The sequence below is a fragment of the Candidatus Eisenbacteria bacterium genome, assembly GCA_026388185.1.
Taxonomy (GTDB): domain Bacteria; phylum Eisenbacteria; class RBG-16-71-46; order JAFGJU01; family JAFGJU01; genus JAPLKG01.
The window spans coordinates 74,513-96,361 of the sequence record JAPLKG010000014.1 but is presented as its reverse complement, the minus strand read 5'-3'; the positions used below and the strand labels follow the sequence as shown (position 1 = coordinate 96,361).

General features: G+C 54.7%; 31 protein-coding genes and 1 pseudogene. 3 read left to right on the top strand and 29 right to left on the bottom strand.

Annotated features, from left to right (window positions below):
• Nucleotides 1-17 precede the first annotated feature (17 nt).
• The 9 genes from NTX17_07980 to NTX17_07940 form a co-directional block, all read right to left on the bottom strand.
• On the bottom strand, nucleotides 18-1,916 hold the full coding sequence (locus NTX17_07980; GenBank protein ID MCX5801307.1) for a hypothetical protein: 1,899 nt from the start codon (nucleotides 1,914-1,916) through the stop codon (nucleotides 18-20).
• A gap of 102 nt (nucleotides 1,917-2,018) precedes the next feature.
• On the bottom strand, nucleotides 2,019-2,387 hold the full coding sequence (locus tag NTX17_07975; GenBank protein MCX5801306.1) for a DUF4870 domain-containing protein: 369 nt from the start codon (nucleotides 2,385-2,387) through the stop codon (nucleotides 2,019-2,021).
• A gap of 58 nt (nucleotides 2,388-2,445) precedes the next feature.
• Nucleotides 2,446-2,781, bottom strand: a complete 336-nt coding sequence (locus tag NTX17_07970; GenBank protein ID MCX5801305.1) for a DUF2007 domain-containing protein — start codon at nucleotides 2,779-2,781, stop codon at nucleotides 2,446-2,448.
• A gap of 55 nt (nucleotides 2,782-2,836) precedes the next feature.
• On the bottom strand, nucleotides 2,837-3,040 hold the full coding sequence (locus tag NTX17_07965) for a hypothetical protein (protein MCX5801304.1): 204 nt from the start codon (nucleotides 3,038-3,040) through the stop codon (nucleotides 2,837-2,839).
• Nucleotides 3,041-3,092: 52 nt separating this feature from the next.
• Entirely contained in the window at nucleotides 3,093-3,317 is a 225-nt protein-coding gene (locus tag NTX17_07960; GenBank protein MCX5801303.1) for a hypothetical protein, read from the bottom strand.
• On the bottom strand, nucleotides 3,311-4,087 hold the full coding sequence (locus NTX17_07955; protein MCX5801302.1) for a hypothetical protein: 777 nt from the start codon (nucleotides 4,085-4,087) through the stop codon (nucleotides 3,311-3,313). The genes NTX17_07960 and NTX17_07955 overlap by 7 nt, the downstream gene beginning before the upstream one ends.
• 17 nt (nucleotides 4,088-4,104) lie before the next feature.
• Nucleotides 4,105-4,740, bottom strand: a complete 636-nt coding sequence (locus tag NTX17_07950; GenBank protein ID MCX5801301.1) for a hypothetical protein — start codon at nucleotides 4,738-4,740, stop codon at nucleotides 4,105-4,107.
• A 138-nt stretch (nucleotides 4,741-4,878) separates the two neighbouring features.
• Entirely contained in the window at nucleotides 4,879-5,118 is a 240-nt protein-coding gene (locus tag NTX17_07945) for a DUF2007 domain-containing protein (GenBank protein ID MCX5801300.1), read from the bottom strand.
• Between the two features lie 133 nt (nucleotides 5,119-5,251).
• Nucleotides 5,252-6,073 carry a type II CAAX endopeptidase family protein gene (locus tag NTX17_07940; GenBank protein ID MCX5801299.1) on the bottom strand — a complete coding sequence of 274 codons (822 nt, stop codon included), beginning with the start codon at nucleotides 6,071-6,073 and terminating at the stop codon, nucleotides 5,252-5,254.
• A gap of 171 nt (nucleotides 6,074-6,244) precedes the next feature.
• Here NTX17_07940 and NTX17_07935 point away from each other — a divergent pair.
• Nucleotides 6,245-6,578 (top strand): annotated as a pseudogene (locus NTX17_07935) (type II toxin-antitoxin system RelE/ParE family toxin).
• Complete coding sequence (locus tag NTX17_07930; GenBank protein ID MCX5801298.1) at nucleotides 6,571-6,903, top strand: helix-turn-helix domain-containing protein; 333 nt, start codon at nucleotides 6,571-6,573, stop codon at nucleotides 6,901-6,903. Before NTX17_07935 ends, NTX17_07930 begins: the two are co-directional and overlap by 8 nt.
• A gap of 52 nt (nucleotides 6,904-6,955) precedes the next feature.
• Here the strand turns inward: NTX17_07930 and NTX17_07925 are convergent, their stop codons facing one another.
• The 20 genes from NTX17_07925 to NTX17_07830 all read right to left on the bottom strand — a co-directional run bounded on the left by NTX17_07925 (nucleotide 6,956) and on the right by NTX17_07830 (nucleotide 18,704).
• Complete coding sequence (locus tag NTX17_07925) at nucleotides 6,956-7,417, bottom strand: GNAT family N-acetyltransferase (protein MCX5801297.1); 462 nt, start codon at nucleotides 7,415-7,417, stop codon at nucleotides 6,956-6,958.
• Nucleotides 7,418-7,496: 79 nt separating this feature from the next.
• Complete coding sequence (locus NTX17_07920) at nucleotides 7,497-8,015, bottom strand: GNAT family N-acetyltransferase (protein MCX5801296.1); 519 nt, start codon at nucleotides 8,013-8,015, stop codon at nucleotides 7,497-7,499.
• A 63-nt stretch (nucleotides 8,016-8,078) separates the two neighbouring features.
• Complete coding sequence (locus NTX17_07915; GenBank protein MCX5801295.1) at nucleotides 8,079-8,381, bottom strand: hypothetical protein; 303 nt, start codon at nucleotides 8,379-8,381, stop codon at nucleotides 8,079-8,081.
• A gap of 98 nt (nucleotides 8,382-8,479) precedes the next feature.
• Complete coding sequence (locus NTX17_07910; GenBank protein MCX5801294.1) at nucleotides 8,480-8,725, bottom strand: type II toxin-antitoxin system Phd/YefM family antitoxin; 246 nt, start codon at nucleotides 8,723-8,725, stop codon at nucleotides 8,480-8,482.
• Between the two features lie 174 nt (nucleotides 8,726-8,899).
• Nucleotides 8,900-9,124 (bottom strand): hypothetical protein, encoded by a 225-nt coding sequence (locus tag NTX17_07905; protein MCX5801293.1) that lies wholly within the window; start codon nucleotides 9,122-9,124, stop codon nucleotides 8,900-8,902.
• 60 nt (nucleotides 9,125-9,184) lie between these two features.
• The gene (locus NTX17_07900) at nucleotides 9,185-10,012 is read right to left on the bottom strand and encodes a type II CAAX endopeptidase family protein (protein ID MCX5801292.1); all 828 of its coding nucleotides are present in this window, start codon (nucleotides 10,010-10,012) and stop codon (nucleotides 9,185-9,187) included.
• A gap of 137 nt (nucleotides 10,013-10,149) precedes the next feature.
• Complete coding sequence (locus NTX17_07895) at nucleotides 10,150-10,656, bottom strand: hypothetical protein (protein MCX5801291.1); 507 nt, start codon at nucleotides 10,654-10,656, stop codon at nucleotides 10,150-10,152.
• Nucleotides 10,657-10,940: 284 nt separating this feature from the next.
• Nucleotides 10,941-11,702, bottom strand: a complete 762-nt coding sequence (locus tag NTX17_07890; GenBank protein ID MCX5801290.1) for a hypothetical protein — start codon at nucleotides 11,700-11,702, stop codon at nucleotides 10,941-10,943.
• A gap of 75 nt (nucleotides 11,703-11,777) precedes the next feature.
• Nucleotides 11,778-12,365: an HNH endonuclease signature motif containing protein gene (locus NTX17_07885; GenBank protein MCX5801289.1), complete on the bottom strand. Its 588-nt coding sequence runs from the start codon at nucleotides 12,363-12,365 to the stop codon at nucleotides 11,778-11,780.
• 30 nt (nucleotides 12,366-12,395) lie between these two features.
• Nucleotides 12,396-12,674 (bottom strand): CopG family transcriptional regulator, encoded by a 279-nt coding sequence (locus NTX17_07880; protein MCX5801288.1) that lies wholly within the window; start codon nucleotides 12,672-12,674, stop codon nucleotides 12,396-12,398.
• Entirely contained in the window at nucleotides 12,646-12,936 is a 291-nt protein-coding gene (locus NTX17_07875; GenBank protein MCX5801287.1) for a BrnT family toxin, read from the bottom strand. The genes NTX17_07880 and NTX17_07875 overlap by 29 nt, the downstream gene beginning before the upstream one ends.
• A gap of 163 nt (nucleotides 12,937-13,099) precedes the next feature.
• Entirely contained in the window at nucleotides 13,100-14,029 is a 930-nt protein-coding gene (locus NTX17_07870; GenBank protein MCX5801286.1) for a hypothetical protein, read from the bottom strand.
• 132 nt (nucleotides 14,030-14,161) lie between these two features.
• On the bottom strand, nucleotides 14,162-14,593 hold the full coding sequence (locus NTX17_07865) for a hypothetical protein (GenBank protein MCX5801285.1): 432 nt from the start codon (nucleotides 14,591-14,593) through the stop codon (nucleotides 14,162-14,164).
• Nucleotides 14,594-14,674: 81 nt separating this feature from the next.
• The gene (locus NTX17_07860) at nucleotides 14,675-15,535 is read right to left on the bottom strand and encodes a ParB/RepB/Spo0J family partition protein (protein MCX5801284.1); all 861 of its coding nucleotides are present in this window, start codon (nucleotides 15,533-15,535) and stop codon (nucleotides 14,675-14,677) included.
• Between the two features lie 97 nt (nucleotides 15,536-15,632).
• Complete coding sequence (locus NTX17_07855; GenBank protein MCX5801283.1) at nucleotides 15,633-15,995, bottom strand: PIN domain-containing protein; 363 nt, start codon at nucleotides 15,993-15,995, stop codon at nucleotides 15,633-15,635.
• Complete coding sequence (locus NTX17_07850) at nucleotides 15,992-16,192, bottom strand: type II toxin-antitoxin system VapB family antitoxin (GenBank protein ID MCX5801282.1); 201 nt, start codon at nucleotides 16,190-16,192, stop codon at nucleotides 15,992-15,994. The genes NTX17_07855 and NTX17_07850 overlap by 4 nt, the downstream gene beginning before the upstream one ends.
• A 152-nt stretch (nucleotides 16,193-16,344) precedes the next feature.
• Nucleotides 16,345-16,902 (bottom strand): hypothetical protein, encoded by a 558-nt coding sequence (locus tag NTX17_07845; protein MCX5801281.1) that lies wholly within the window; start codon nucleotides 16,900-16,902, stop codon nucleotides 16,345-16,347.
• Nucleotides 16,903-16,964: 62 nt separating this feature from the next.
• The gene (locus NTX17_07840; protein ID MCX5801280.1) at nucleotides 16,965-17,807 is read right to left on the bottom strand and encodes a hypothetical protein; all 843 of its coding nucleotides are present in this window, start codon (nucleotides 17,805-17,807) and stop codon (nucleotides 16,965-16,967) included.
• A 97-nt stretch (nucleotides 17,808-17,904) separates the two neighbouring features.
• On the bottom strand, nucleotides 17,905-18,174 hold the full coding sequence (locus NTX17_07835; protein ID MCX5801279.1) for a hypothetical protein: 270 nt from the start codon (nucleotides 18,172-18,174) through the stop codon (nucleotides 17,905-17,907).
• An 8-nt stretch (nucleotides 18,175-18,182) separates the two neighbouring features.
• The gene (locus NTX17_07830) at nucleotides 18,183-18,704 is read right to left on the bottom strand and encodes a hypothetical protein (GenBank protein MCX5801278.1); all 522 of its coding nucleotides are present in this window, start codon (nucleotides 18,702-18,704) and stop codon (nucleotides 18,183-18,185) included.
• Between the two features lie 1,204 nt (nucleotides 18,705-19,908).
• Between NTX17_07830 and NTX17_07825 the strand changes: the two genes are divergently transcribed.
• Entirely contained in the window at nucleotides 19,909-21,846 is a 1,938-nt protein-coding gene (locus tag NTX17_07825; protein ID MCX5801277.1) for a phosphoenolpyruvate carboxykinase (ATP), read from the top strand.
• Nucleotides 21,847-21,849 lie beyond the last annotated feature (3 nt).

Sequence of the window (21,849 nt, the reverse complement as noted above, 5' to 3'; positions counted from 1 at the left end):
AGACAAGGCGTTCTCCATCATTGTTCCAGCGGATTTATGGTCAACGCCTGAATCTCATCCTCAGTGTAGCCGAGATCCTTCCAGTCTAGCACTCCATTGGGATTGTGGCAATTCGAGCAGGAAAGGGCGCCTTCACGCCTAATTGCGTGATCTATTTCCATGGACGCATTGTTGGGGAGCCAGCGGGGCTCCACTTTTCTCATGCTGAGGACGTCTTTGTACGACGACGCGTTCCAACCTTTGGCGCCCATGAAGGTCATGAACTTGTTCATCAGATAGAAGTCGAACATCCAGCCGTACATCATTTTCATCGTGCTTTTCTGCATCTCTTTCTGTGCGGCAAGATTGGCGTCGCCGGTTGCGTAATAGGTGGGGAAATTGTATGGAACGAACATTCCACCGAAGGGTGTGATGTTCTGAAGGTCGATGTGCTGCTTACCGTTGTATAGCTTCATTGCATAGAGCTTGGATTTTCTGCCCTTCTGAGCGATCGGTCGCATCACTCGTTCGTACCATGCACGGTAGTCGAATTTCTTGTACTCAGGCCAGACATTGGTGGGTTTGTAGAATCTGTAGAGGTTCCTTCCGTTGGGATTGTCGCCTATGGGATTACCCAGGAATGAACCGTCTCCGTTCCACCACGCGTAGACGATGCCCCTTCCAGGCCCGGTTTCCTTGACGACGTCGTCGTAGATGTAGATTCCAGGCTCTTTCTCGAAGAGGGGCGTAGAGAAATCTCTCATTGTGACGTTGTCAGAATTTAGTGACGGAATATGACAAGTCTGGCAAGCAACCTTTTCCGTATGCGCGTTCAAGAACTCGGCCGTGTTCGCATCCACATCGACACCGCCCCGGTGAGGCTCATCGGAGTGACACTTCTCGCACGTCACCTCCACGTTCGGAAGATCGTTTGCCATCATAGTCGTGGTATGAGTCCCCTTGGCGATCAAATGCCCTTCCGTCGCGTGGCAGTCAACACAAGAGATGCCTCCTGCCGCATGGACGTCCCACGAAGGGGAATAGGGGGTTCCTCTCTTCGAGCCCGGATGCCGAATCCTCGGGCGCTCTGCCCCGAGGTTTAGCGAGCTCTGCATGTATGGGGCACCCAGCGAGTCAACATAGACGTCGCCCCCGAAGTTGTGTTGGTGGCAGCGCAGGCAGTTCTGCGCAGTGGGCGTGGTGACCGACATGGCGGCTCTCATGGAACGATCTTGTCCCCACCTCAAGCGGCCGTTCTTGTCGGTAACCACCTGCTTCTTGTTCATGTCGTATGCCACTGCGTGGCATACGAGGCAGTCGATCGCGTCCTTCTCTGCGCGAAGCGTGCGATAACCCGGCATGATCTCTCCGAGCGGCGCCTGGTATTGGCCGCCGATGTGACATTGACCGCACCCCTCAGAATACGTCCTGCCGTCTTTGGTGTTGACAAGTTCGACCCACGCAGTCATCGCAAAGGAACCGGGTTTGGGACACGGACGATCGATCTTTCCCATCGGGAAATTATCGGCAAGCACACCGTTGAACCCGTAGACGTTGGGGTGTCGCTTGGTGAAAAAGCGGTAGTGGGCCGAGGTCAGCAAGTTCTTCATCAGGCTGACCTTCTTCTCTTGGCCGGTCACGGCGTCCTTCACGGTGATGACCCAGTGACACTTCAAGCAAGTCTTGGGCCCTTCGTAAGAAAGGATTCGCGCTTTCTTGAATCGCTCTATGTGATTGAACGGCGTGGAATACTGCTGCGTCAACTGCTCGGCGAGGGCGCCAAATTCTTCCGCGGTCACTCTTTCCACGACGAAATCAATCTTGCCTGGGCGACTGTCGGGCGGGAGCATGGAATTGATGAGGCGCGGCCACGCCGCCAGCACAACGAGGATCAACGACAGTACTAGAAGGGGCACAACGAGTCTCGGATGTCTCATTCTCTGTTTCCCCCCGACACGCCACGCGTCGAAGCCAAGTCGGCATGCCGCAGCTCTCAGCCGCGATACCGGTCAGGACGACTCGGATCCACCGGATGCGGGCTATTTTATGAAACGCAACGAAACTGGGTATTTGTAGTCCTCCCCGTTGTTAGAACGAACCGCCGCAATAATCGGGAATATGGTCATCAGGAAAGCAACGACAATCAGAAACGCGAAGCCTATCAAGAGAAGGCATAATATCGCAGATATGAAGAGAACAATGAACATGGTGATCTGAAAGTTCACCGCTTCCTTGCCTTGCTTATTGATGAAGGGATGGTCCTCTCTCTTGATCAGCCATACAATCAGGGGGCCCAGGAGAAAGCCGATGCCGTTTCCCAGCAGACCAGACAGCGCACTCAAGTGGCATATCATGGCCCATTGTCTTGCGTTTCGAGGGATTTCGACCGTCGAAGCGTTGGTGTTCATGGATTCCTCCAATCCGTTGATCCTTGAAAGATCTTGTTGCGCGCCTTCCTAGGAACGCCTATCCGGGTTGACACCCAAAATACGACAGTTTCAGGTCCTTCAGAATATTCCTAACATCCTCCACTTGGTCCTTCCTTACCATCAATCTGACAGGATCGGCAAGCGGGTTCACGTAAGCAAAATACTCTCCCTTGAAGAAATAGTCTATGTCCTCACCATCTAGAATACTCTTTATCAGGGCGATGTCGCCATGACTATAAGTGGCCAGGATCTCTTCGTAATCCACAAACTCGGGTTCGGGTTCAGGCGGTAGCTCGGCGACCAGATCGACATCGCAGTCCGTACACCTGAGGAATCCTTCGCGATATTCTGCTCTACATTCTGGACAAAACATGAAGGACCTCCAACGCTACTTGCTCGCATCGTGTCCACACCATGACAACACTACCTTACTTCCGAAAGAGCCAATAGGCACAGATCGCGTACCCGATTGCGACTGGGAACCCAACGTAGGACAGTTCGTATGGGATTGTTCGCGTTCCAACCGCGATAGGCCAGTGATAGATGAGCCTGAGGAGGTGGAACGTCCCAACGAAAAAGAAAATAGCCCCGGAGATAATGAGGTACAGCTTGTAGATCATGTTCTCGCTCATAACGTGATCTCTCCCGAAGTTATGGCCGGTTACGCCTCACCGGCCGGCCGCTTTAGTGTACCACTTTGCCGCGCTCTTCGATCCAGTAAAACCCGACCAATGCACCATCCTGATAGACGCCGCAGACTCGTCCCACTGTCTTAACGAGTTCGGCAAACTGTGACCAGGTCATCTGCATGAGTTGTGCGGTGCGCTCGAGATAGTCGGCTGCGTCGATGCGCAATAATTGCAGGAATTCCTCCGCCTGTTCGGGGCTGGCGGGTTGATAGGTCAACATATGGCTTGTCCGAGCGTCTGCAAGTGCTCCCACATGTGCTCTGCTTGGCGGCGACACACCTTTGTGTGGGTCCAGGCCTCACGGGGATCTTTCGTCAGAAACCTGGTTGGGACGTGAACGGTCGTGCGCGCCTGTAGCGGGACCGCAAGCAGGTATTCCCCTGCAGCCTCGAGCAGGCGTTCGATGCGAGCCATCGGCGTCTCCTCGGCTCGCGCATCAGGCTCCGGCAACCCATCGTCAACGCGTGAACAATACCACCAGACACAGTTGCCGATGTGGGTCAATGTCTCGTTCACAGAACGATACTGGACCGTGGGCTTATGCTCACGTTGGTCTGGGGACAGAGCGGCGACCATCACTCGAATGCGCTTCACAACCTGACGTGCAAAGCGGAGATGTGCGGCAACAGCAGTGTCGTCCAGCGGATGGCGATCGTGGTCGAATAGAACGGCCGGATTCCCGGAAATCCAGAGAGGCGAGCCGTCTCGACGTTCCGTCTCGACAACCCGAACACCCGTGAAGTCACCGATGCGCGCACGGCGCACGAGTGCGGCAGCCTCTGAGTTGAGGTCAACTAGATCCTCAGCAAGGAGCCATCGTGAGTACCTGGCGATCTGCCCCGGTGCAATGCCTTCCGCCCCTTCCGGGTCATTAGCGCGAAAGCACAGGCCTGGGAGCGCCGGGACGTGTGCGAAACAGCCCTCACCCGGCGAAACCTCAACGAGAAGGTCAAAGGGGGGCAGCTGAGAGTGAACATTCTGGTCGTACATGGTCGTCCTCTGGTCCTTCATCGTCTGGAAACAATCGGGCCATGCTTCGTTCGATGTAGACCTCCCAGCCCGGGGGGTTGGGCGCCGGCCGGGAGAGGGCCGGTGACCCGTGCGGTGAACCGGCCACGCACTGTGACCGGCGGCATGTCCCAGTACTCACTGCCCATGACGGCGTCGATCGAGAAATCAACGATCATCCCGCCTGAGCAGGGCAGGTGGTGAAACACAATAAAGCCGCCGGATTCCTCCGTGTCCGTGGCTAGCTCATTCGGGAGATCCAGGAGGAATAGGTGCACGCTGTCCGGTTGGTCCCAGACGAAGTAGTTCGGAAAGCGCAGAGTGTCCCCGATCTCTATGTCACGTACGACTGCCCGGAGCACCCAGCCTTCCGGCTGCTCTAGACTCCCGAACCACACATGCAACGAGGGGACCGGAACGAGATCGGTCTCCCAGGGGCCGCACCATACGAACGTTTCCGCGGCGGCTGAGAATTCCACCACGGATCCATTCTCCCGCGTGAAGACAAGTGAACCGTTGGTTCCCCCCGAGGGCTTCACGGTGTCGTCGTCTCCACAGCCAGCCAACATCGGAACCAGCACTATCACAAGCACCCATATCCTGCACACAAAGCACATCAGAGCAAGCGGTCTCATGGTTTCATCTCCAAACGTGTTAGACAGCCCAACGGTGTGGCGCTCACCTGTCGACTGCGGAGCAATACAGCCGATGACCACAACGCCTTCTCTCAATGCGGAGCAGTCGGGCTGGTCGAGCGCATCGCTAGACGGCTTCTATTTACATTCGGTAGAAGAGCCTTTGTCTTGTTCTTCGACATCAAGAAGCTGAATTGCTTCTTCAATTCTCTCGTCAGCAAGAATCCACAGTTCGGGCCATACCTCTGGTGCCGGTATTGCGCCCCCTAGCGGTGAGAGTAACTCGTTCTTAATCATACACCGGATACCATGAGATTCTAGGATTGTCTTACGAAAACTGCATTCCATTGGGTTTATACTCGTGAAAACCTTTTTCAAATCCTTCCTCCTGCTTCAATAGTCAAACTGACCGGTTCACGGTTTTTGAGCAGCTTGAAAGGGAGAAAAGCTGGATAGTATACCCCACCACTTGAGCGCACAAAGCATCTTGCTGTTCCAGGACGAGTCCATGTCAAGGAACCGTTTGTCGCGAAAGGCGTGCTGGTCCGAACACGGCGACGATTATGATGGCCGCGAGGCAGGTCATTCCAGTCACTAAGAGAAAATCCTGGACAGAAATAACGCGACCGAAAGCTACAAAAATCGCGGCGGTGGCTGTATTCCCCGCGGCGTGGAACAGACTGACGATGAGCAAACTGCCTTTCGCATTGTTGTAGAGCCATGTGTATAAGACTGCGGAGGCAACGGTTCCGATAAACCACGCAGGGAAGGGGAAAGTGGACATCGGATTGCTCCTATCCAGGAAAAGCGGCAAATGCCACAAGCCCCACAAGACACCAATGATCAGACTGGAGAGGAGCGCGCTGTGGCGAGCTTGTAACCTCGGTAATGCAAACCCGCGCCAGCCCACTTCCTCCCATAAGTTGAACAGCAAGTAGGTCAGAAACATGGATAAGACGATAAACCACGGGCCGACCAATCCGAAGTCAGGCGTTGGCTTGCCTAGGAACATATCCAGGCCGACTACGGCAAGCAGAATCACAGGCTGCCAGAATAGCGCGACGCAATACCAAACAACGCTAACTCGCCACCGGAGTAATGGCGCGAACAACTCTCGAACGCCACGTTTCCCGGCCAAGACTAGTGTAACAATGAGTGCTGCGAAGGTCGGTCCGCCACCGCCAAGCAAAATGAAGAGCGGGCTTTGGATTGGAAAGAGACCGCGCGAATACGCGGCCTGCGGGACCCAACCCAACCACGAGATGACGAAAGCCAACACGTAGAAGGAAATTACTGGATGTCGTCTCATCCACTCAGAGAAAGGTGATGTCACTGTGAATACCTCCAGAGTGGGCCGCCCGACGATGATGGCTCAGCCGTCGCACATGCCGCCAGCACGGACTGCATCTCCAGGACGGGCTGCGGCCAGCTGCAGCGGCGGGTTAGGATACGACCGACTAAAACAGCTTGACAATATGTCAGATTCGATATATGTTGTAATCGCATGAATGCGAACGTCAAACCACTAGTCTGGGTACACGGAGAAGTCAAGTCTCCCCCTTTTTCTAAACAGGGGCGGCTTGAGGCGGGGTATCTCCTGCGAAGGCTCCAGCAGGGAGACATGTTGCACCTGCCGCACGCGAGGCCCATGCCCCCTGATCGGTCCGCGTTGTTACGAGCTGCGGATCAACGATGCAGGTATGACCTGGCGAGTTATGTACCGAATCGACCCAGATGCGATCGTTATCGTGGAGGTTTTCAACAAGAAGACATCTCGGACCGCAACGGAGGCTATAGAGACGTGTAAACGTCGGCTTAGGAGTTATGACAATGCGTGAGTCAAAGAGAAAACGCCTGGAGTCAAAGGGCTGGCGCTTCGGCACGGCTGCGGAGTTCCTAGGGCTTTCCCCGAAGGAGGCTGCATACGTCGAGCTCAAGGTAAGGCTTGCAAACAATTTGAAGGCGCGAAGACAGCGGAGACGTCTGACCCAGCATGGATTGGCGCGCCTAGTCAAGTCCAGCCAGTCCCGGGTAGCCAAGATGGAAGCCGGCGACCCGTCCGTGACATTGGACTTGCTCATTCGGGCCCTCCTTGCTCTTGGAGTTTCGAGCCGCGAGATAGCAAAGATCATCTCATTGCCACACAGAGCTACAGCATCCTAACGTCAGAGGTGAGTTTCGTTCTGCCCGCCACGGGCAAAACGTAAACTCCACCTCATGGCTGGACGATCTGTTTCTTCAGTCTCCACTCCTCAGGGCATCCCGGGTTGTCGGTTTGATTCCTCTGGTAAACCTCGAACCCGTTCTTCAGATAAAAGCGCCTCGTCGATTCATAGGGTTCATACTCAACGGTATCGCCGAGGGTGAAGGTTGTCAGCTCACGCAATCCCCATGCTCTTCCAAGCTCCTCGGCTCGGTGAAGTAACAGGGTTCCGATTCCTTTGCCGCGGTAATCGTTTCGTACACCCATCCAGCTGATATCCAGTCTGCCGTTGTAGACGTGGAGCGCGATGAACCCAACTACATCATCGCCTTTGTCCGCAACAAAGGTCGTGTGATGCTTCAGGTCGACGGGAATTGATCTGGTTCGGGCATCATCATCGAACCAATCGGAGAGTCCGGCGACTACTTCACGGACAGCCGGCTCATCTGATGCTGTCATGGACCTGATCTTCATGTTGTCTTCGTGTCACCCAGCGTCAGCGCTTCACCCGCCTTGCGGGGCGCAGCGGAGCAACGTCGGGTGAAAGCGCGTGTTAGCCGCCGCCCTTGGCAATTGCCAACTTGCTGGCAACGCGCGGCAGTTGAGCCTCCTCCAAGCGATGAATGCGCCACTCTGTGAGAACCTTTGCGCCCAGCCTCTCGTAGAAACCAATGGCCGATTCGTTCCACTCAAGCACCATCCACTCAAAGCGGCCGCACTTGTTTTGAATCGCGACATCCGCCAAATAGGCCATCAAAGCCGTGGCTATACCTTTCCCGCGAAAGTCCGGGGTCACGAACAAGTCATCCAGCCAGAGGCTGCGCTTTCCAGCCATAGTGGCAAAAGTGAAGAAATAAACAGCATAGGCAACGGGTCTGCCATCGACAAAGGCAAGCAAAGTATATGCGGCAGGGTGCTCGCCAAAGAGTGACTCCTGAAGGATGTGCTCTGTTGCAGTAACCTGAAGTTTCTCGTATTCCGCCATTGACCGTATGAATGACATTAGCAATGGGATGTCTTCAACCGTTCCTGCGCGCACTTCAATCTCCAAATCAGTTGTGGAAAGTCTCATTTTTCGATCTCCGTAGGAGGGCTTTGGCGGCTGACGATGCCCATCACCTTGTAATGCCTCGCTCTATGATTTACCCTTAGCTTGTTTGGAAGTTAGAATGAAATTTCGACCTTCATCTTCATTCACCTGCTTTAGAAACTCACAGCGAAGACAATCCCCAAGCTTCTCTACATATGTACCCTGCACTTTTCCTCCACAGAGAGTTCCCACAACCGCCCAGCAAAGCCTACCGCAATGCTTGCCGTTATTGACACCATCAAAATATTCATTGGGCAATGCCGCTGGGCATACGCCAAGTTTCTCTGCATTTTCACCCCCCGGCGGCCTTCCGCACTTCATCGCTTCCCAACAATTTCTTCGTTCCATTTGTGGTCACCTCCTTTTGCGTTAAGAGGCATAACGTTACGTATGAGCGGCGGGCGTTAGACCGTCCGCTCCATGCCGCAGGTTGGGCATCCATGAGCTCACACATCGGCTGCTTCAAGTTGCACACCGTGGCCTGCGCGGAGACTGCGACGTGCAGCGGCAATCCGCTTTAAGAAACGAGGATCGTTCTCCATCCTGTATTCAAACCACTCGTCCTCAGTCTTGAAACCAATAAGTACCCCAGCGGGCTTCCCATGACGAGTAATGATAATCCGCTCCTTCTCCGCGAGACGAAGAAAACGCGACAGATCATCCTTCATGGTTGAAAGAGCTACCTTCCTCATGAATGCTTACCTTTCTCTTCCAGCCATCTACTGGCCTGTGACTTAAGGATAACCGCAAGAATCTCTACCGTCCCCTCCGTTACGTCATAGAACACTCGCACGTCTCCTACGCTGAGCCGGTAGTGCGGCCGGCTGCAGCGGCAGGTTAGAAGCTAACATAGGAACTACAAGATATCAAAGCTCTACCGTTATGTCGGTCGCACTGTACGAGCCCCAACTGTCAACGTTGCGACCGTCCACGAATACGTCGCCTTCTTGCCCGTATTCCACATCGAATTCGGCAACGCCATCGGCATCTGTGTATTCCGGATCTGACGTCCCTTCACTGAAACTAAGAGCGACACGATGTCCGCTGACTGGCTCACCATCGCGAAGAACCGTCACTCTGATTGTTGGCATATCGCTCTCCTTTCATCTTCAAAAGGGAAAAGATCCCACACCGCTTCTAACGCCAGTGCTTCAGCCGCGGCGCTCCATGATCGCGCTGGGCGCCGTGGGCTCCATGCGCTTGTCAGACAGCGCCGAACCGACGGCCAGAAGAAGTGCGCCAACGACCACCCTGAGGCACGCATCCAGCACGGCCAGCAGACGCTGGTCGGACGGAATTGCCAAGCCAAGGGTCGCAACGGCATTCCAGCCGGCGTGGAAGAGAATGCAGAGGAGAATGCTCTCGGTACGACCATAAAGCCAAGCCAAGATCAGGGCTTCACCGACAAGCCCGATGGCAAACACAGGGAAGTTGGTCCCATACTGCCCGACGCCGGGAAGGACGAACAGCGGAAGATGCCATAGGGACCAGATCAGGCCGACCAGCACCGCGGCGGTCGGACGGCGAAGGCACCGCTCCATCTCGGGCTGAGCGATCCCCCGCCAGCCGAGTTCCTCTAGGCCGCCGCCACCGACCATTACGAAAAAGAGGGGGACGAGCATGTACCAAGGCCGCACGGACAATCCCCTCAGGAAATCAGGATCAACTAAGACGGCAACGCCCACCGACGCCAGAGCAAGAGCCGCGGGAAGCGCAGCTGCAATGACGTACCACCACCCCGCAACTCTCCAGCGGAAAAGTCGCGAGTGAAACTCCCCGAGGGGCGATTGCGCCCGTGTAGCCAGCACCGCTATGTAGGCGGCAATGGTCGGTCCCAGGCCGCCGAGCATGTAAAGACACATGAAAGGCGGCTGGCCGTAGACCATTGTCCGTGCGCGAGCCAGTGGCACCAAGATCCCCCAACAGGTCCATGTGACCAGAAAGGAGGCCGCGAGAAAGATTGTTAGGCGGCGGGTCATGGCATCTCCGAAATAGCCAACTTCAGAACCGATTACAGAGCTTGTCTGTCTAACGAATGTCCATCACCTGCGGGCAGCCGGGCCGCTCGTCAGGTCCATGGGCGGGTTAGCTGAGAGCACATAGAAGCGCTCGAGAATCACTTTAGACCCGCCAAACGATCACTTGCCGCTTCTGCCGGAGACCAAAACAATTGTCCTGCCGGATCCCATGTGCGAGCGTATGTATAGCGGGTTGCGTTCTCATAGGCTTCCTTGGCGAGATCAAGCTTATTCAGATATTCTGCAGACCTGCCAATGACATAGTAGCAGGTGGCGGCATCGTTGAGTGGGCCACGGGCTAAGATCTTCTGCCTTTCGGTCTGCCCAACCCTACCTTCAGATGGAGAAGAGACTTTCTGTTTTTCAAGTTTGGCCTGTTGGCGATCGGCAGCTCCTCGGAATTCGTCAATACATTCCCGTGCTTTTGATATGGCCAAAGGATAGTTTCCGGCATTGAATGCGTTCCAGGCGGCAGTGGTGAGCGCAACATTCTTGGGTTGCGATTTCAGTTCTGCTGCCCAGACAGCAAAAAGAGCAACCGAGACGCAAATGAATATGATTCCAAGAATCCACATGGTCTTTTCGATGAATTTCGGCTTTGACATTGGCTCACGCCTCCTCTTTCTCCGGTCTCGAAGTGCGCGGATGACAGCGCCTAGCCCGATCAGGAACGTGCCAAGGGCCGCAAGAAACGGGGCAAAATCTCGAAAGAATGAAGATACTTCGTGCATCTCTTCCTCCGTGTATCTGATCACCTAACGATAAGCTCAGCGGCAGCGGGGAAAAGGCTGAAGGGTTCACTCATCGTCGTTCCAGTAAGTGGCGCTCATGGAATGCGCGGGGGCTTCCCCTCTCCGCTGTCCGCTGCAGCGAGAGTTAGACGTAGCTGCTAAGCCGGAGATCGACCTAGCCTGGTACGATACTCATTGTACCGCGTGAGTTCCTGCTCAGTAAACGACTTCCGTGCGTGCCGCCAATAGTCAGGCTGTTCTTCTGGCATGGAAAAGACAGGACTGCTTTCTACAAGATGGTCAAGAATCTTCTCGATATCCGAACGTGGGTCCGTTCCAATAGGATGGATCACATTTTCGCTGTATGGCAAGTAGGTGAAAGCTCTGCCGGCGTCGAAGCTGAGTGCGGTAATAAGATCGTTGATCGCGTCGCGTACGAGCTTGAGCCGGTCGACCGGTATGATGGGCATTCCTTTTCCTTCAGCCTGTGCCACAGACGCAACCTCTCTAATCAGGTGAGCCAGCCAGTCCCTCCTCAGTTGTCGGACGCTTCGTTCAACGGTCACGACACGGTTGTCGAAATCGACTGACTTGATACGATCAGCAATCAGCAGCTTGGCGCCGTCTTGGGCATTCTGCATGAGCTCGTTCTTGAACGATCGCAACGTGAGGACATCTGCCCCGGTGTCGACAGCGATTCTCCAGATAGCCATGAGACAAGTCTCATAGAGGGTGCCCGCTATTAGAGTCCAACAGAGGTGGCCCCGGAACATGAATACATTGAAGGGAAAACGTGCGATCTTCTCAAGGAGGTAGAGGCAGGAATTGAGCTGAACAGCCTGAGACCAAAGTGCATCAAGCTCAGTGTTGTATGTGCCGATCCACTCTGGCTTCAGAAGATCTTCTGAGTTGCTGGACATGGTCTGTGCTACTCCAGATCGACGCCGCAGCATCCGTCCGTCTCAAGCCACTTGTTAGGGAGCATATCTGTCCAGTTAAGACCACACTTGATACTCAAGCATCTCTATCACGAGCGCCTCGGCGGCAGGTCCCGCACGGCGCAGCTGCTCGCGGTACTGACGGTCGTCCTCGCGAGATTGAGCGGCCCATCGGGCCTCAGACTCAGGGTCGCCAATGACAGCAATCCACGGGTGCTTCGGCCGATCAAGCAACTTTCCGAGTGAATCAGCGTAGAACTCGCCCATGGCTAGGCTCCGGGCCAAGGCAACCAGCTCCCTCACATTCTCCTGGAGCGTACGCACATCGGCGGCATCGTCAATTGACGACAAGAAGGCCAAGCGGCGAAACACCGGGTTGAACTGCGGCTTGAGAATGTGGCGATGCTTGTAATGCCTGAAAAGGCGAAGTTTCGCGCGCGGAATGGCATTGGAGGCATCATGCTGGTCGCTGAGATGACAGTTCGGGCAGAGGGGAACGAGATTCCTCGGGTCGTTATTAGAGCGATCCTGATCGATGTGGTGGAGGTGTGGCCTGTCCGCGCCACAAACGGCACACCGGTGGTTGAACTCCTTCAAGACAGCCTTCCGAACTGTCGCTGGAATCTGGTTACGCTTCTTCGGCACTCACTCCTCCATGCTCCCTGCCGATGGCGCTTACCTGCGCGCGTTAGCACGTCTGGTGGAGCGCCCTGTTAGGGGCCTTTGTCTGAACTGGGTCACATACAGGTCGAGCAGGTGGCGAATCATCTTCTGATACTGCGTACGCCGCTGCTTCGCAACACTCTTGAAAAACTCGACGCTCGACCGACTCAGCGAAATCGTCACCTTAACGGTATCTTCCCTCAACACCAATTGCTCTGGCGGAGGAAGAAAATCCTTCACAAGCTGAACTTCACCCAGTCGCTCATCTGTGTATCTTATTTTGTTCCTCATAGATCCTCTTTCCTCTCCTCCAATATCCGGTTCCAAAGATGCGAATTACATCGCGGCGATAAGTGAATCTAACCGTCAGGATTGCACCCCTGACTTGCCCGATGCAGTAGTGACGAGCTTCTCCAACACTGTGGCTGACATCCTCCAGAACAACACGACGTGCGTCCAGAAAGGCCTGCTGTGCCAGACGGAAGGGGACGCCGTGTTTGGCCTGGTTCTCTCTGTCCTTATCCTCGTCCAACTCGAAGCGCGCAGCCTTCATACATCCAGTATAGCAGAATATGGCAACAAAGCAATATTATTATATGTATTAGCGCGCAGCCCCTGTGCACCTAACGCCAACGGTGAGCCGCCGCCGGAAGCGGGAGCGAGGAACGAGCGGACGCTGGAGGCGATCGGCTCTACTGCTTTGTTATGTGGTCGTGTCAAGGCTTGGATTCGTAGATTTCGTCCATTTCCCGCGCTATTCTCCTTAGTTCATCGACATGCTTCTCGACAAAAAAAACGAAGATGCATGCACTCTTCTCGTTCAGGCGTGGTTGATCTGGTGAATTGAAGTATGTAGTCAGTTCCCCCATAGGGTACTCAAGCAGATTTAGGAAGTATGTGACGGTGTCGCACGCCTCTAGTTCCCCTCGTTTCGTGAGAGCGCTCTTGAACGCGTCGATTATTTCTGCGATGAGTTTTATATGGGCAGTGCCAAACACGGCAGGGCCACCGCGTATAGCCTCTAGCATTTTCTGGAAGTAGTAGCCCGTGGAGAGAAAGAGGTTTTGGAGCTTTTCAGCTCTAAATTGTTCTCTGTGCTCTGTGTCTTCGTTCTGCAATTTGTCCACCACTGCGGAAAGGGTTCTCTGGAGAATTTCTCGCTGTCTCGCAACGAGCGACGGGATACTGACATGCTGAAAGAAAGGCGTTCGGTCTTCTGGGTAAGTTTTCATAAGGTCGAAACCTACTTTACTCAAGCTGATCCTCGATATGAAGTTGAAGGTTCGGCCTTGTCCGCCACCTCTTTTTGTAGGATGGCCTGTGCTGTCGTTCCTAATTTCTCGAATCTCGTTAAGTAGTGGGTCCGGTGTGTAATCAAGCTTCAGGGCCTCGCAGAGATTCTCCACTGCATCCTGCTGAAGGAACAACGCTTGAAGGACGCCGTATATGAGCAGATACTTCCCACCGTAATTTTCTGCTTCCTCATGCTTCACGTATGCATCAAGAGCCAGTCCCGTATCACCAATCAGGTCAAGACAGCTACAAAGCATGTTCCACGCAGCTTGACTTTGCAGAAGTGCATACTGCTTGCGGGGGCTGTTAATAAAGTCTCGAATGTGCTGCTCTAGGTCTGAAATCGTTTCCATCTAGCACCACGAAGCGATTTAGGGTGCGCCAGGACACATAACGTGTGCGGGATCAGCTGCGGCGCACTGGCTTTCAGTTTCGCCTACGACCTCTGTGCCGTCAGCTGCATCCCGTTGTTCGAGCCACAAGTGCTACTCGGGTAGCTTGTGCCACCCGCCAGCGTGCGGCTTCACCTGGCCCCACGAAAGGCCATCCATACCCGGCTTGTACGGCCGACCGTCCTTCCTGACCGTACGCTGCTCCTTCCGTAGCGCGCAGACCTCGGCGTGCGTCAGCAGGTGGTACTCGAATGGCCTGTCGTCTTCGGCAGGGACCAACACTACGGCGAAGAAGAGCTTCTTCTGCACCGGTGGCTCAAGCATGTCCTTTCGGATCAGCACCCAGTTTGGCGCAGTCAAACTCTTGACCTGAACCTTGAACGGCTCGCCAGCAGGTGATGAGCACAGGAGATCAAGGGCCGGCGTATTGCCGAGCGTGATTGAGGCGTCATAACCGCGCCGCGAGAGCTCAGCCGCGACGGCGAGTGCACCAGCCCATGCGGTGTGATGCTGTGACCTCTTCATGCTCGGTCTCCTTGTTGGCTCGAACGCTGCGGGTGAGCGGCGGGGGTTTCTCCGTCCGCTCCAGCCGCTGGTTCGGCGAACTCAAGGTTTGGATTTTCCAGAGGCGAGGGCTTTCCAGAAGCTGCGCGCAGCCTCTCGAAGAGCGCCCCTCTTGACATCAGAACCGACGTTTTGGGCAACTTCCTTTACTAGGTCCTCGAAATCTCCGCGGGTGATTTGCCCCTCAAGAAGGTCGCGGATTACCTCGCATTTGAAACGGCCTCCGCATATGCGTGTATCAAAGGCGCCTTCCATGGCCTCTTCGACTAGCTCGTCTACCTTGAGGATGTCGCCGCCGCTCCGCTTCAGGATTTCCTCCTGTATAGGCTGCCTGAAGCCAGCTATCCTCTCGTACACGTCACTCGCTTGCTGACCCGAGAAAGTTCTGGCGAGACGTGCAAGTGCGCCGACGCCAGAGGGACCGTCAGAAGTACCAATTCTCTGCTGCAAGTCCCGAGGCAGGTCCAGAAGGCTCATGTACTTTCGGATTGTCTTGGTGGACCACGAGGTCTCCTTGGCCACTTTCTCGTATGAGTCGTGACGATCGTATAGCGACTTAAGAGCGCGCGCTTTGTCAAGGGGACTCATGTCAGCTCGGTGGACGTTCTCCACGAGCGAGATAGTCACCGCGTCGGCGTCGGCGAGGTCATCACGTACTAGACAGGGAATGCTGCCAAGCCCCGCCCTCTTACAGGCCAGGAAGCGACGCTGACCGATAACGACTTCATAACGCCCTCCGGAAACTGGTCGAACGGTGATAGGTTGCAGTAACCCATTTTCTCCAATACTGGCAGCCAGTTCGTCGATTCCAGAGTCTTCTTGACCTGCGTTGAGATCGGTTCGCGTGTTAAGCTTAGACACAAAAAGAACGCTAGGCGGTAGGTCTGCCTGACGAGTTGACATGGTTCAGTCCACCTTTATGCTTCTTGTTCGTCGAACGCTGCCGATGAGCCGCGGCACGCGAAGCACGACGTCGGCTCCAACGGCCTGTTATCTTGTCTCAATGGTATGCCGGTAACTTCAGATGCAAGACTGCCCGTTTCAGTGCCTCATCGAGAGTCCACAAACCGCAGCCGGCAAGCAGAGCTGAAGCAAGCAAATGAATATCCACCCACCCCAGATCACGGGAGTAAAGCCGCCTGGAAGCCACAAAACGCACAACCTCCTCGTGCTCAGCAACCGGGACTCGAGGTAATGCCGCCAAGAGCCTTAGTATCTCCCCACGATTACGCAGATTACCGCACGCCAACTCGCCTATCACAAAGGGATGGGTGACAACCTGACCCTTCAGCAGGAGGACCCCTAAATGCTCGTTTCCCGCACGAAGGTGTTCTACCCATACTGACGTATCCACCAGTATCATGCGACAACTCGCGCCCGTCGCCTACGGGCCGACCTCAAATCCCTCTCTGTCCCCCCAAGTTTCGCAAGCCGGCGAGCACTGGCCATCGCTATCAGCGCCTCCAATCCCATGCGGACAAGAGACGTTTTCTCGCTAACACCAGTAAGTTTGGCGGCCTCGCGGAGAAGCCCACCATCTATGTTGAGTGTAGTTCTCATGCAGATTAATATGCATCAACAATACATACGTGTCAAGCGAAATCTCACCGAGATAACGTTTGAAATCACCGGCCTGCGCGGCTTTTCGCGCAGGTCCGGTGGATTGATGGGTTGGGCGGCATATTGCAAGGCGCAATGTTTTTCGCATGTCATCAGAGAAAGCCGTGAGCAATTTGGTATAGCCGATCAAATTCGACCCAGCCGATAGTGACAGGTGTTCGGAATATGAATTTGCCCGCATTCGCTGGTGGCTCCTCCAGTGCGTCGAAGGCTTTGTTTTCTTCTTTCCAAGCTTTGACGGTACGAGGTGTAGCGTATCTACCAGACCACATTAGCACTGACTTCACAAGTTGAAGGCGATAGCGATCTTCGCGTGGTAGGTCGGGAAGGTTGGCTTGTTTCCAGAGTTTCGGTAGGTCATGTGTTGCAGGAACGTCTTCGGTTGCGGAATCGACTGCTCTTGCTTGGAGCGTATTTGCAATTACGGCTTTGACGACGAGTTCAAGCGCGACAGCGCTCTCGCGGCGAAACGCTTCCAGTATTCCAAGCTCGAAATCACCGCCCAAATGACCGCATTCGCGTGCCATCTCGACAAGCCGCGAATCGCTTCGCATATGCCAAAGCACATAGGCTGAGAAACGGGCCTTCGCTGCGCTGGACCGCCAATGTCCAAATCGCCGCCACTCAAAAACATCATTTTCGTTACCCACTGTGCAAGCCCTTCAGGAGTCGTCAGATGCTGCCGCCCAACGCCGCAAATCAGCCGCCGCGGTTAGCGGTCGGCTGCATTTGTCTTGTTAGCCAGTATTGATCTTGGTGTGGCAAATAGTGAGCTCTTGAAGCTCTGCCCACCGACCATAAAATTTGTATCGTCAACAAGTTCTGGCCACTCAGGATGTTTGACTTGTCTCAGCTTTATTGGAATATTTACTAGTTTAGAGGAGTTCTCATCATAATAGAAAGTGAGATCGTCCAATCCCTCATAATGAGCAAGATCACAGACCAAATACGCAATTGGAAAATATTTTAGAATACTGAAACAGCTCTTTGTCCCGAAATTGCCGCGTACAGCGGGCATAACAACGTCTCGAATGACAACAACATAAGGATATGGATAAACCCAGTAGAATATTCTTAAATTATCGGGAAAATCAGCAGACTCATCAAGGATAAAGTTGCGCAACTTCTCATCTATCGTTGTGTTTTCAAAATAGCCTTTTGCTGCTAGGAGATGCCCAACGATGGCCCTAATCAAAAGATTGGGTCTTGTTTCGTACTTAATGATTGGCGTGATCTCAAGTGTAGCGTTAAGAAACCTGCCAACTCCGAGAGCAAAGTCGTTGAGCACTGGATCATACTTGCGACCAAGGAGAGTGTTATTACAACCATCGCATATCGTTCGAAACTTCACTCCATTTTGAGATATCCGTACAATCTTCTCGTTTTCTTTGCCAGTAAGACGCTGCAAGATCGTTTCTTGCTCGACGGGAGTAACTTCTATGCCACCGCGGGGTGGCACATGGTCCCAAGAGAGAGAAGCCTGCTTCCTGCAAATATTGCAAAGATCAAACTTATCCCTCTTCACTTTTGCATAATAGGCTTGTGACTTCCTCAATCTCATTCTCGGCCCTGATGGCTAACGCCTGCCATAACCCGTGGGCGACGCGAAGCGGCGACCAGCGGGTTCATGGCGTTGTTGGGCATGCCTCGGTCTACTCTTTTGCCTCGCCCTTGTCCCCTGTGCTCGTCCTGCCATCAGATCGCTCCCGTGGCCCTATGATGACTCTAGTGACCTTGGAATCATCCGCGCCGTGCGTGACGAGCTCCATATTGGGTGCGACCACGTTTGGATTCGGTCCAGGCGCCGGTTGCATCGGTACGGGCACCGCAGGATTCGGGGCCGTTGAGGGAGTCTGCGCCGGCGTATCGCCTGCGCCCTTACCTTCACTATCGCTCTTGGAGGATCCGGAATTCTCTGCCATTTCTAGCCTCACTTTATTGGATTAGAAGGATGCCACCAGACGTAGAGGCCGCCGGCGGCCGAGAAAACAAGAAAGGCGACGAAAGCCAGTACGATGAAAGTATGCGCCTTGCCTAGGAGTTTCGTTTGTGCGTCGGTTTCCCGCCTATTGTGCCGGTGGCCCTGTTCGTAGTTCCTTGCCAACGCATAATGAATATCGATGTCCTGGTTGTTCACGAAGAACGTCAGCATTTCTTGATTCAGCGGCATTTTGCTTAGCTTGACACCACGAAGCACCTGAAAGGAAGCGATCCAGGCAAGAATGAGAAGGGCAAGGAGCACTCCTCCCAGGAGCAGGAGCAGGCTGGAGATTCCATCCCTCGGCGGCACGAGTGTTGTGAGCAGCCACTTGCCGAAGAGTGCAGCTAAACCAAGAAGGAAGCTCAGCACGCTTAGGAACCAGGTGGCCTTTTGCGATACTAGGTCGAAACGCCGAATCTCCTCCGCGTGGATTTCTTTCGCGAGGTTGTAAAGATCTCTGTACTTGTCCATTAGAAGCTCATGTTCCGATCGTGAAGTGGCCCGGTTGCCCAACGCCAGCGTCAGCTGCGGTCCGCCGCGATTCTGCCGCTCCAAGTGTCAATCGACACGCGAGCGGCGGCCGCCAGCTGCACGTGGAGTTGGACGGTGCTTCTTCATCGCAATCCACTTAGATAGTCTATCACGAAGGACTTTCTTATCTCGATCTGAATTGCGACGGAGCCGCTTGCCCGTGCCGTGCTCAAAATCCGCGTATGATAACTCAATAAGAGCTGTGCCATGCCGTGGCAGAACCCGGCGTCGTCGTCTATCGTATTTCAAACGTTGTCGACCTCGAGAAATCCCACTGATCGTCGGCCTTTTATCCCAGAATCCCGCCGGTTCGCCGTGTTGTTTTTCCCGGTATTCGATCACGAGATTCAGAATCGGATAATACGCATCAACAGGAAGCTTCCTTCCAGGATTCCCATCGCCTCGGAGAAAATCGAACCTTCGCTGTCGCTCGGCTTCCTGCCCGAGTATTTGGTCACACAAATCAATAATGTAATGTTCGTCTCTCATTGCCACATCTGTCCAACGGGGCAGCTCAGTGGCAGCGGGGAGTGGTAGGCATCGCGAACTCGCGCCTTGATTGTTGCGTTCTGGTCTTCTGTCATGTTTGGATCGTCGTCTAACATGAATTATGCGGAACTACGTTATCCAACAACACTGCGCCATCTCGCAGCATATCCACTCCGAACAACGCGGCCGCTCGGCCCAAACTTCCTCTCCTAGCCGTTTCTCTCGATTGTAGCGTCATAATCCTGTTTTTCCCGCGGCCCGTTACTGGTTCCGAGTATCAAAACTCTACGACTGTGACACGGAGGAAGTCAAGAACATTGTGTGACGCTGGGGGGCCTTCCTTTGTGTGCACTTGGTCAAATTGGGGACGATCCCGTGGCCGGTTAGGTATCTCTGTCTCTTGCACGCGCCCCTCTTGAGGCATGCCCATTTTCGCGCCCTCCGCGCCCCCTCACGCCCTGGGTCCTCTCGGCTCCCTTTCCCCCTCAAACCTCTTGTCACTTTCGCCCTTCGGGGCTATTATTCTATGAAGTTATGGTCTGGAGGACGATTTTGTCCTGACAGAAACACAGAGACGCCGAAACACCGAGACATAGGGATCCCGATAGAGCCACAGAAGATATTCTACCGATAGCCACGGAAGGGTTTACCAACAATGTCAGTCCCGTATGATCCTCCGCTTTATGCAAGATTCGTCGAGAATCTGAGAGCCATTCTTTCCGCGCCGCCCGCATCGACTCCGAACATACGCGACGTGACGCTGAGTGACCTCGCGCCGCTCGCCATGCAAACGGGCTTCCGTACAAGGAACGGCTCTTATTGCTGGCGCTCCGCCGTTTCTAGCAGGATGGCGGCGAAGACGGTTTTTCTGGGAAGTCCGGACGTGTGGGTGCCGAAGATGACCGACGTTCAGCGGCAAATCGTTGAAGCCGCGCCAGAGGAATTGCACAAAGTGCTTCACCTGATGCGCACGCTTCCGTTTGTGCGGCTAAAACGCAGGCTGTGCGACAACAACGAGTTCAATCCAAGTTGCACTCTCTACATGTCAGTGGCCGACCCAAAGAATCACCGCACGGCGTACATGTGGGGAAACACGCTCGCAGAACCAGACAAGAAGAAGCCCGGCCCTAATTTTACAATGATTCACATTCCCGATGAGCACTCCTTGAGGATGCAGATTCTTTCTCTTCCGGAATACGATCTCAACATTGCTCTCGGGACCGACTACACCGGCGAAGACAAGAAGGGCTTCCTGCGGCAGGGGATGTTCCGCGCAGACCAGCGGGGAATGCTGGGACTTCACGCCGGCACGAAGCTTGTCACCGTCCACGACGCCATTGACAAGAAGCTCAAGACGTACGGCGTTTTCATGTTCGGTCTCACCGCAACAGGAAAATCTACGTGGTCATGCCACCAGCTCGGCCTCAACCAGAAGCGTGGAGAGGGGACCAGGGTCGTTCAAGACGACATAGTGTTCCTGCGTTCGGACGGTAGCGCATTCGGAACCGAGGTCGGCTTCTACGTCAAGACTGATGTCGACAAGGTCGAGCAAGAAGCGATGTACAACGCGCTCAGCGACAAGACCGCGCTTCTCGAGAACGTGATGGTCAACGCCGACGGCACGGTCAATTTCCTCGACGAGCGCCTCGGGGAGAACGGCCGCGGCGTCATAAGGCGAGACAGACTGAAGGTGAAGATGGGCCGAAAGATGGTCGGCATCAGTTACAAGAGCATCGACCTTCCGCCGCTCGAGGAGCTTGATGGTCTCGTCTTCGCGTTTATTACTCGCCGCAATACTATCCTCCCCACGGCGCAGGAGCTTACCCCGGAACAGGCGGTACTTGCGTATCTTTGGGGAGAGTCAACGCACAGTTTTGCAACCGTGCCGGCCAAGGCGGGGGAAAGCGCGCGAATTGTGGGGACCGACGATTTCATCGTGGGGTCGCAAGGACGGAAAGTGAATCGCTTCCATGAAATGATAATGACACTTGTAAACCGCTACCCCGGCAAGATTCGCTTCTTCCAATACAACACCGGAGGCGTCGGAGAAATCATCGAAACGGAGACCGTAGGTGGGCAGAGCAAGAAGCGTCTTGTTCGAAAAGCGACTCGCGTGCCGATACCTCTTATGTCTGCGATTCAGAGGGGAGACTTGCGTGGGACCAACAGGTACGAGGTAGGAAAGTTCGGTACCGGAGAGATTGTTTCCTGCGAAGAGGGCGACCTCCGCGCGTACGACCCTGCCAGATTCTATCCCGCGGAAGAAATCGAGCGCTACGCGGCGGAACTCTTGGAAGGCAGGAGGAAGTTTACCGAGGAAATAGGAAAGCAGGGGCTCAAGCCTGAGATCGTGAAGCTGGCCGAGGAATCCTTCGACGTGATGAGTGGGGAAGCGCGTAAGGGAACAGTCAGGGGGGCGGCCAAAGCAATTCGCGGGTCAGTGGCCGCGCGCGCGGAAGAGGCGGAGAAGACAAAGGAGCGCCCCTTGCCGACACTCTCCGAACTTGGCTCCTCGATTCCCACGTCGCAGTGGATCACTCCGTCGTCGTTGAGGTCCCGCCCGCCCAGGCAAGGCGGGACGAGAAGGAGCTAGCGC

Excerpts from the sequence above, each read along its gene's own strand:
- NTX17_07980 (MCX5801307.1), bottom strand. The coding sequence starts at position 1,916 with ATGAGACATCCGAGACTCGTTGTGCCCCTTCTAGTACTGTCGTTGATC.
- NTX17_07975 (MCX5801306.1), bottom strand. The coding sequence starts at position 2,387 with ATGAACACCAACGCTTCGACGGTCGAAATCCCTCGAAACGCAAGACAA.
- NTX17_07970 (MCX5801305.1), bottom strand. The coding sequence starts at position 2,781 with ATGTTTTGTCCAGAATGTAGAGCAGAATATCGCGAAGGATTCCTCAGG.
- NTX17_07965 (MCX5801304.1), bottom strand. The coding sequence starts at position 3,040 with ATGAGCGAGAACATGATCTACAAGCTGTACCTCATTATCTCCGGGGCT.
- NTX17_07960 (MCX5801303.1), bottom strand. The coding sequence starts at position 3,317 with ATGTTGACCTATCAACCCGCCAGCCCCGAACAGGCGGAGGAATTCCTG.
- NTX17_07955 (MCX5801302.1), bottom strand. The coding sequence starts at position 4,087 with ATGTACGACCAGAATGTTCACTCTCAGCTGCCCCCCTTTGACCTTCTC.
- NTX17_07950 (MCX5801301.1), bottom strand. The coding sequence starts at position 4,740 with ATGAGACCGCTTGCTCTGATGTGCTTTGTGTGCAGGATATGGGTGCTT.
- NTX17_07930 (MCX5801298.1), top strand. The coding sequence starts at position 6,571 with ATGCGTGAGTCAAAGAGAAAACGCCTGGAGTCAAAGGGCTGGCGCTTC.
- NTX17_07925 (MCX5801297.1), bottom strand. The coding sequence starts at position 7,417 with ATGAAGATCAGGTCCATGACAGCATCAGATGAGCCGGCTGTCCGTGAA.
- NTX17_07920 (MCX5801296.1), bottom strand. The coding sequence starts at position 8,015 with ATGAGACTTTCCACAACTGATTTGGAGATTGAAGTGCGCGCAGGAACG.
- NTX17_07915 (MCX5801295.1), bottom strand. The coding sequence starts at position 8,381 with ATGGAACGAAGAAATTGTTGGGAAGCGATGAAGTGCGGAAGGCCGCCG.
- NTX17_07910 (MCX5801294.1), bottom strand. The coding sequence starts at position 8,725 with ATGAGGAAGGTAGCTCTTTCAACCATGAAGGATGATCTGTCGCGTTTT.
- NTX17_07905 (MCX5801293.1), bottom strand. The coding sequence starts at position 9,124 with ATGCCAACAATCAGAGTGACGGTTCTTCGCGATGGTGAGCCAGTCAGC.
- NTX17_07900 (MCX5801292.1), bottom strand. The coding sequence starts at position 10,012 with ATGACCCGCCGCCTAACAATCTTTCTCGCGGCCTCCTTTCTGGTCACA.
- NTX17_07895 (MCX5801291.1), bottom strand. The coding sequence starts at position 10,656 with ATGTCAAAGCCGAAATTCATCGAAAAGACCATGTGGATTCTTGGAATC.
- NTX17_07890 (MCX5801290.1), bottom strand. The coding sequence starts at position 11,702 with ATGTCCAGCAACTCAGAAGATCTTCTGAAGCCAGAGTGGATCGGCACA.
- NTX17_07880 (MCX5801288.1), bottom strand. The coding sequence starts at position 12,674 with ATGAGGAACAAAATAAGATACACAGATGAGCGACTGGGTGAAGTTCAG.
- NTX17_07875 (MCX5801287.1), bottom strand. The coding sequence starts at position 12,936 with ATGAAGGCTGCGCGCTTCGAGTTGGACGAGGATAAGGACAGAGAGAAC.
- NTX17_07870 (MCX5801286.1), bottom strand. The coding sequence starts at position 14,029 with ATGGAAACGATTTCAGACCTAGAGCAGCACATTCGAGACTTTATTAAC.
- NTX17_07865 (MCX5801285.1), bottom strand. The coding sequence starts at position 14,593 with ATGAAGAGGTCACAGCATCACACCGCATGGGCTGGTGCACTCGCCGTC.
- NTX17_07860 (MCX5801284.1), bottom strand. The coding sequence starts at position 15,535 with ATGTCAACTCGTCAGGCAGACCTACCGCCTAGCGTTCTTTTTGTGTCT.
- NTX17_07855 (MCX5801283.1), bottom strand. The coding sequence starts at position 15,995 with ATGATACTGGTGGATACGTCAGTATGGGTAGAACACCTTCGTGCGGGA.
- NTX17_07850 (MCX5801282.1), bottom strand. The coding sequence starts at position 16,192 with ATGAGAACTACACTCAACATAGATGGTGGGCTTCTCCGCGAGGCCGCC.
- NTX17_07835 (MCX5801279.1), bottom strand. The coding sequence starts at position 18,174 with ATGGCAGAGAATTCCGGATCCTCCAAGAGCGATAGTGAAGGTAAGGGC.
- NTX17_07830 (MCX5801278.1), bottom strand. The coding sequence starts at position 18,704 with ATGGACAAGTACAGAGATCTTTACAACCTCGCGAAAGAAATCCACGCG.
- NTX17_07825 (MCX5801277.1), top strand. The coding sequence starts at position 19,909 with ATGTCAGTCCCGTATGATCCTCCGCTTTATGCAAGATTCGTCGAGAAT.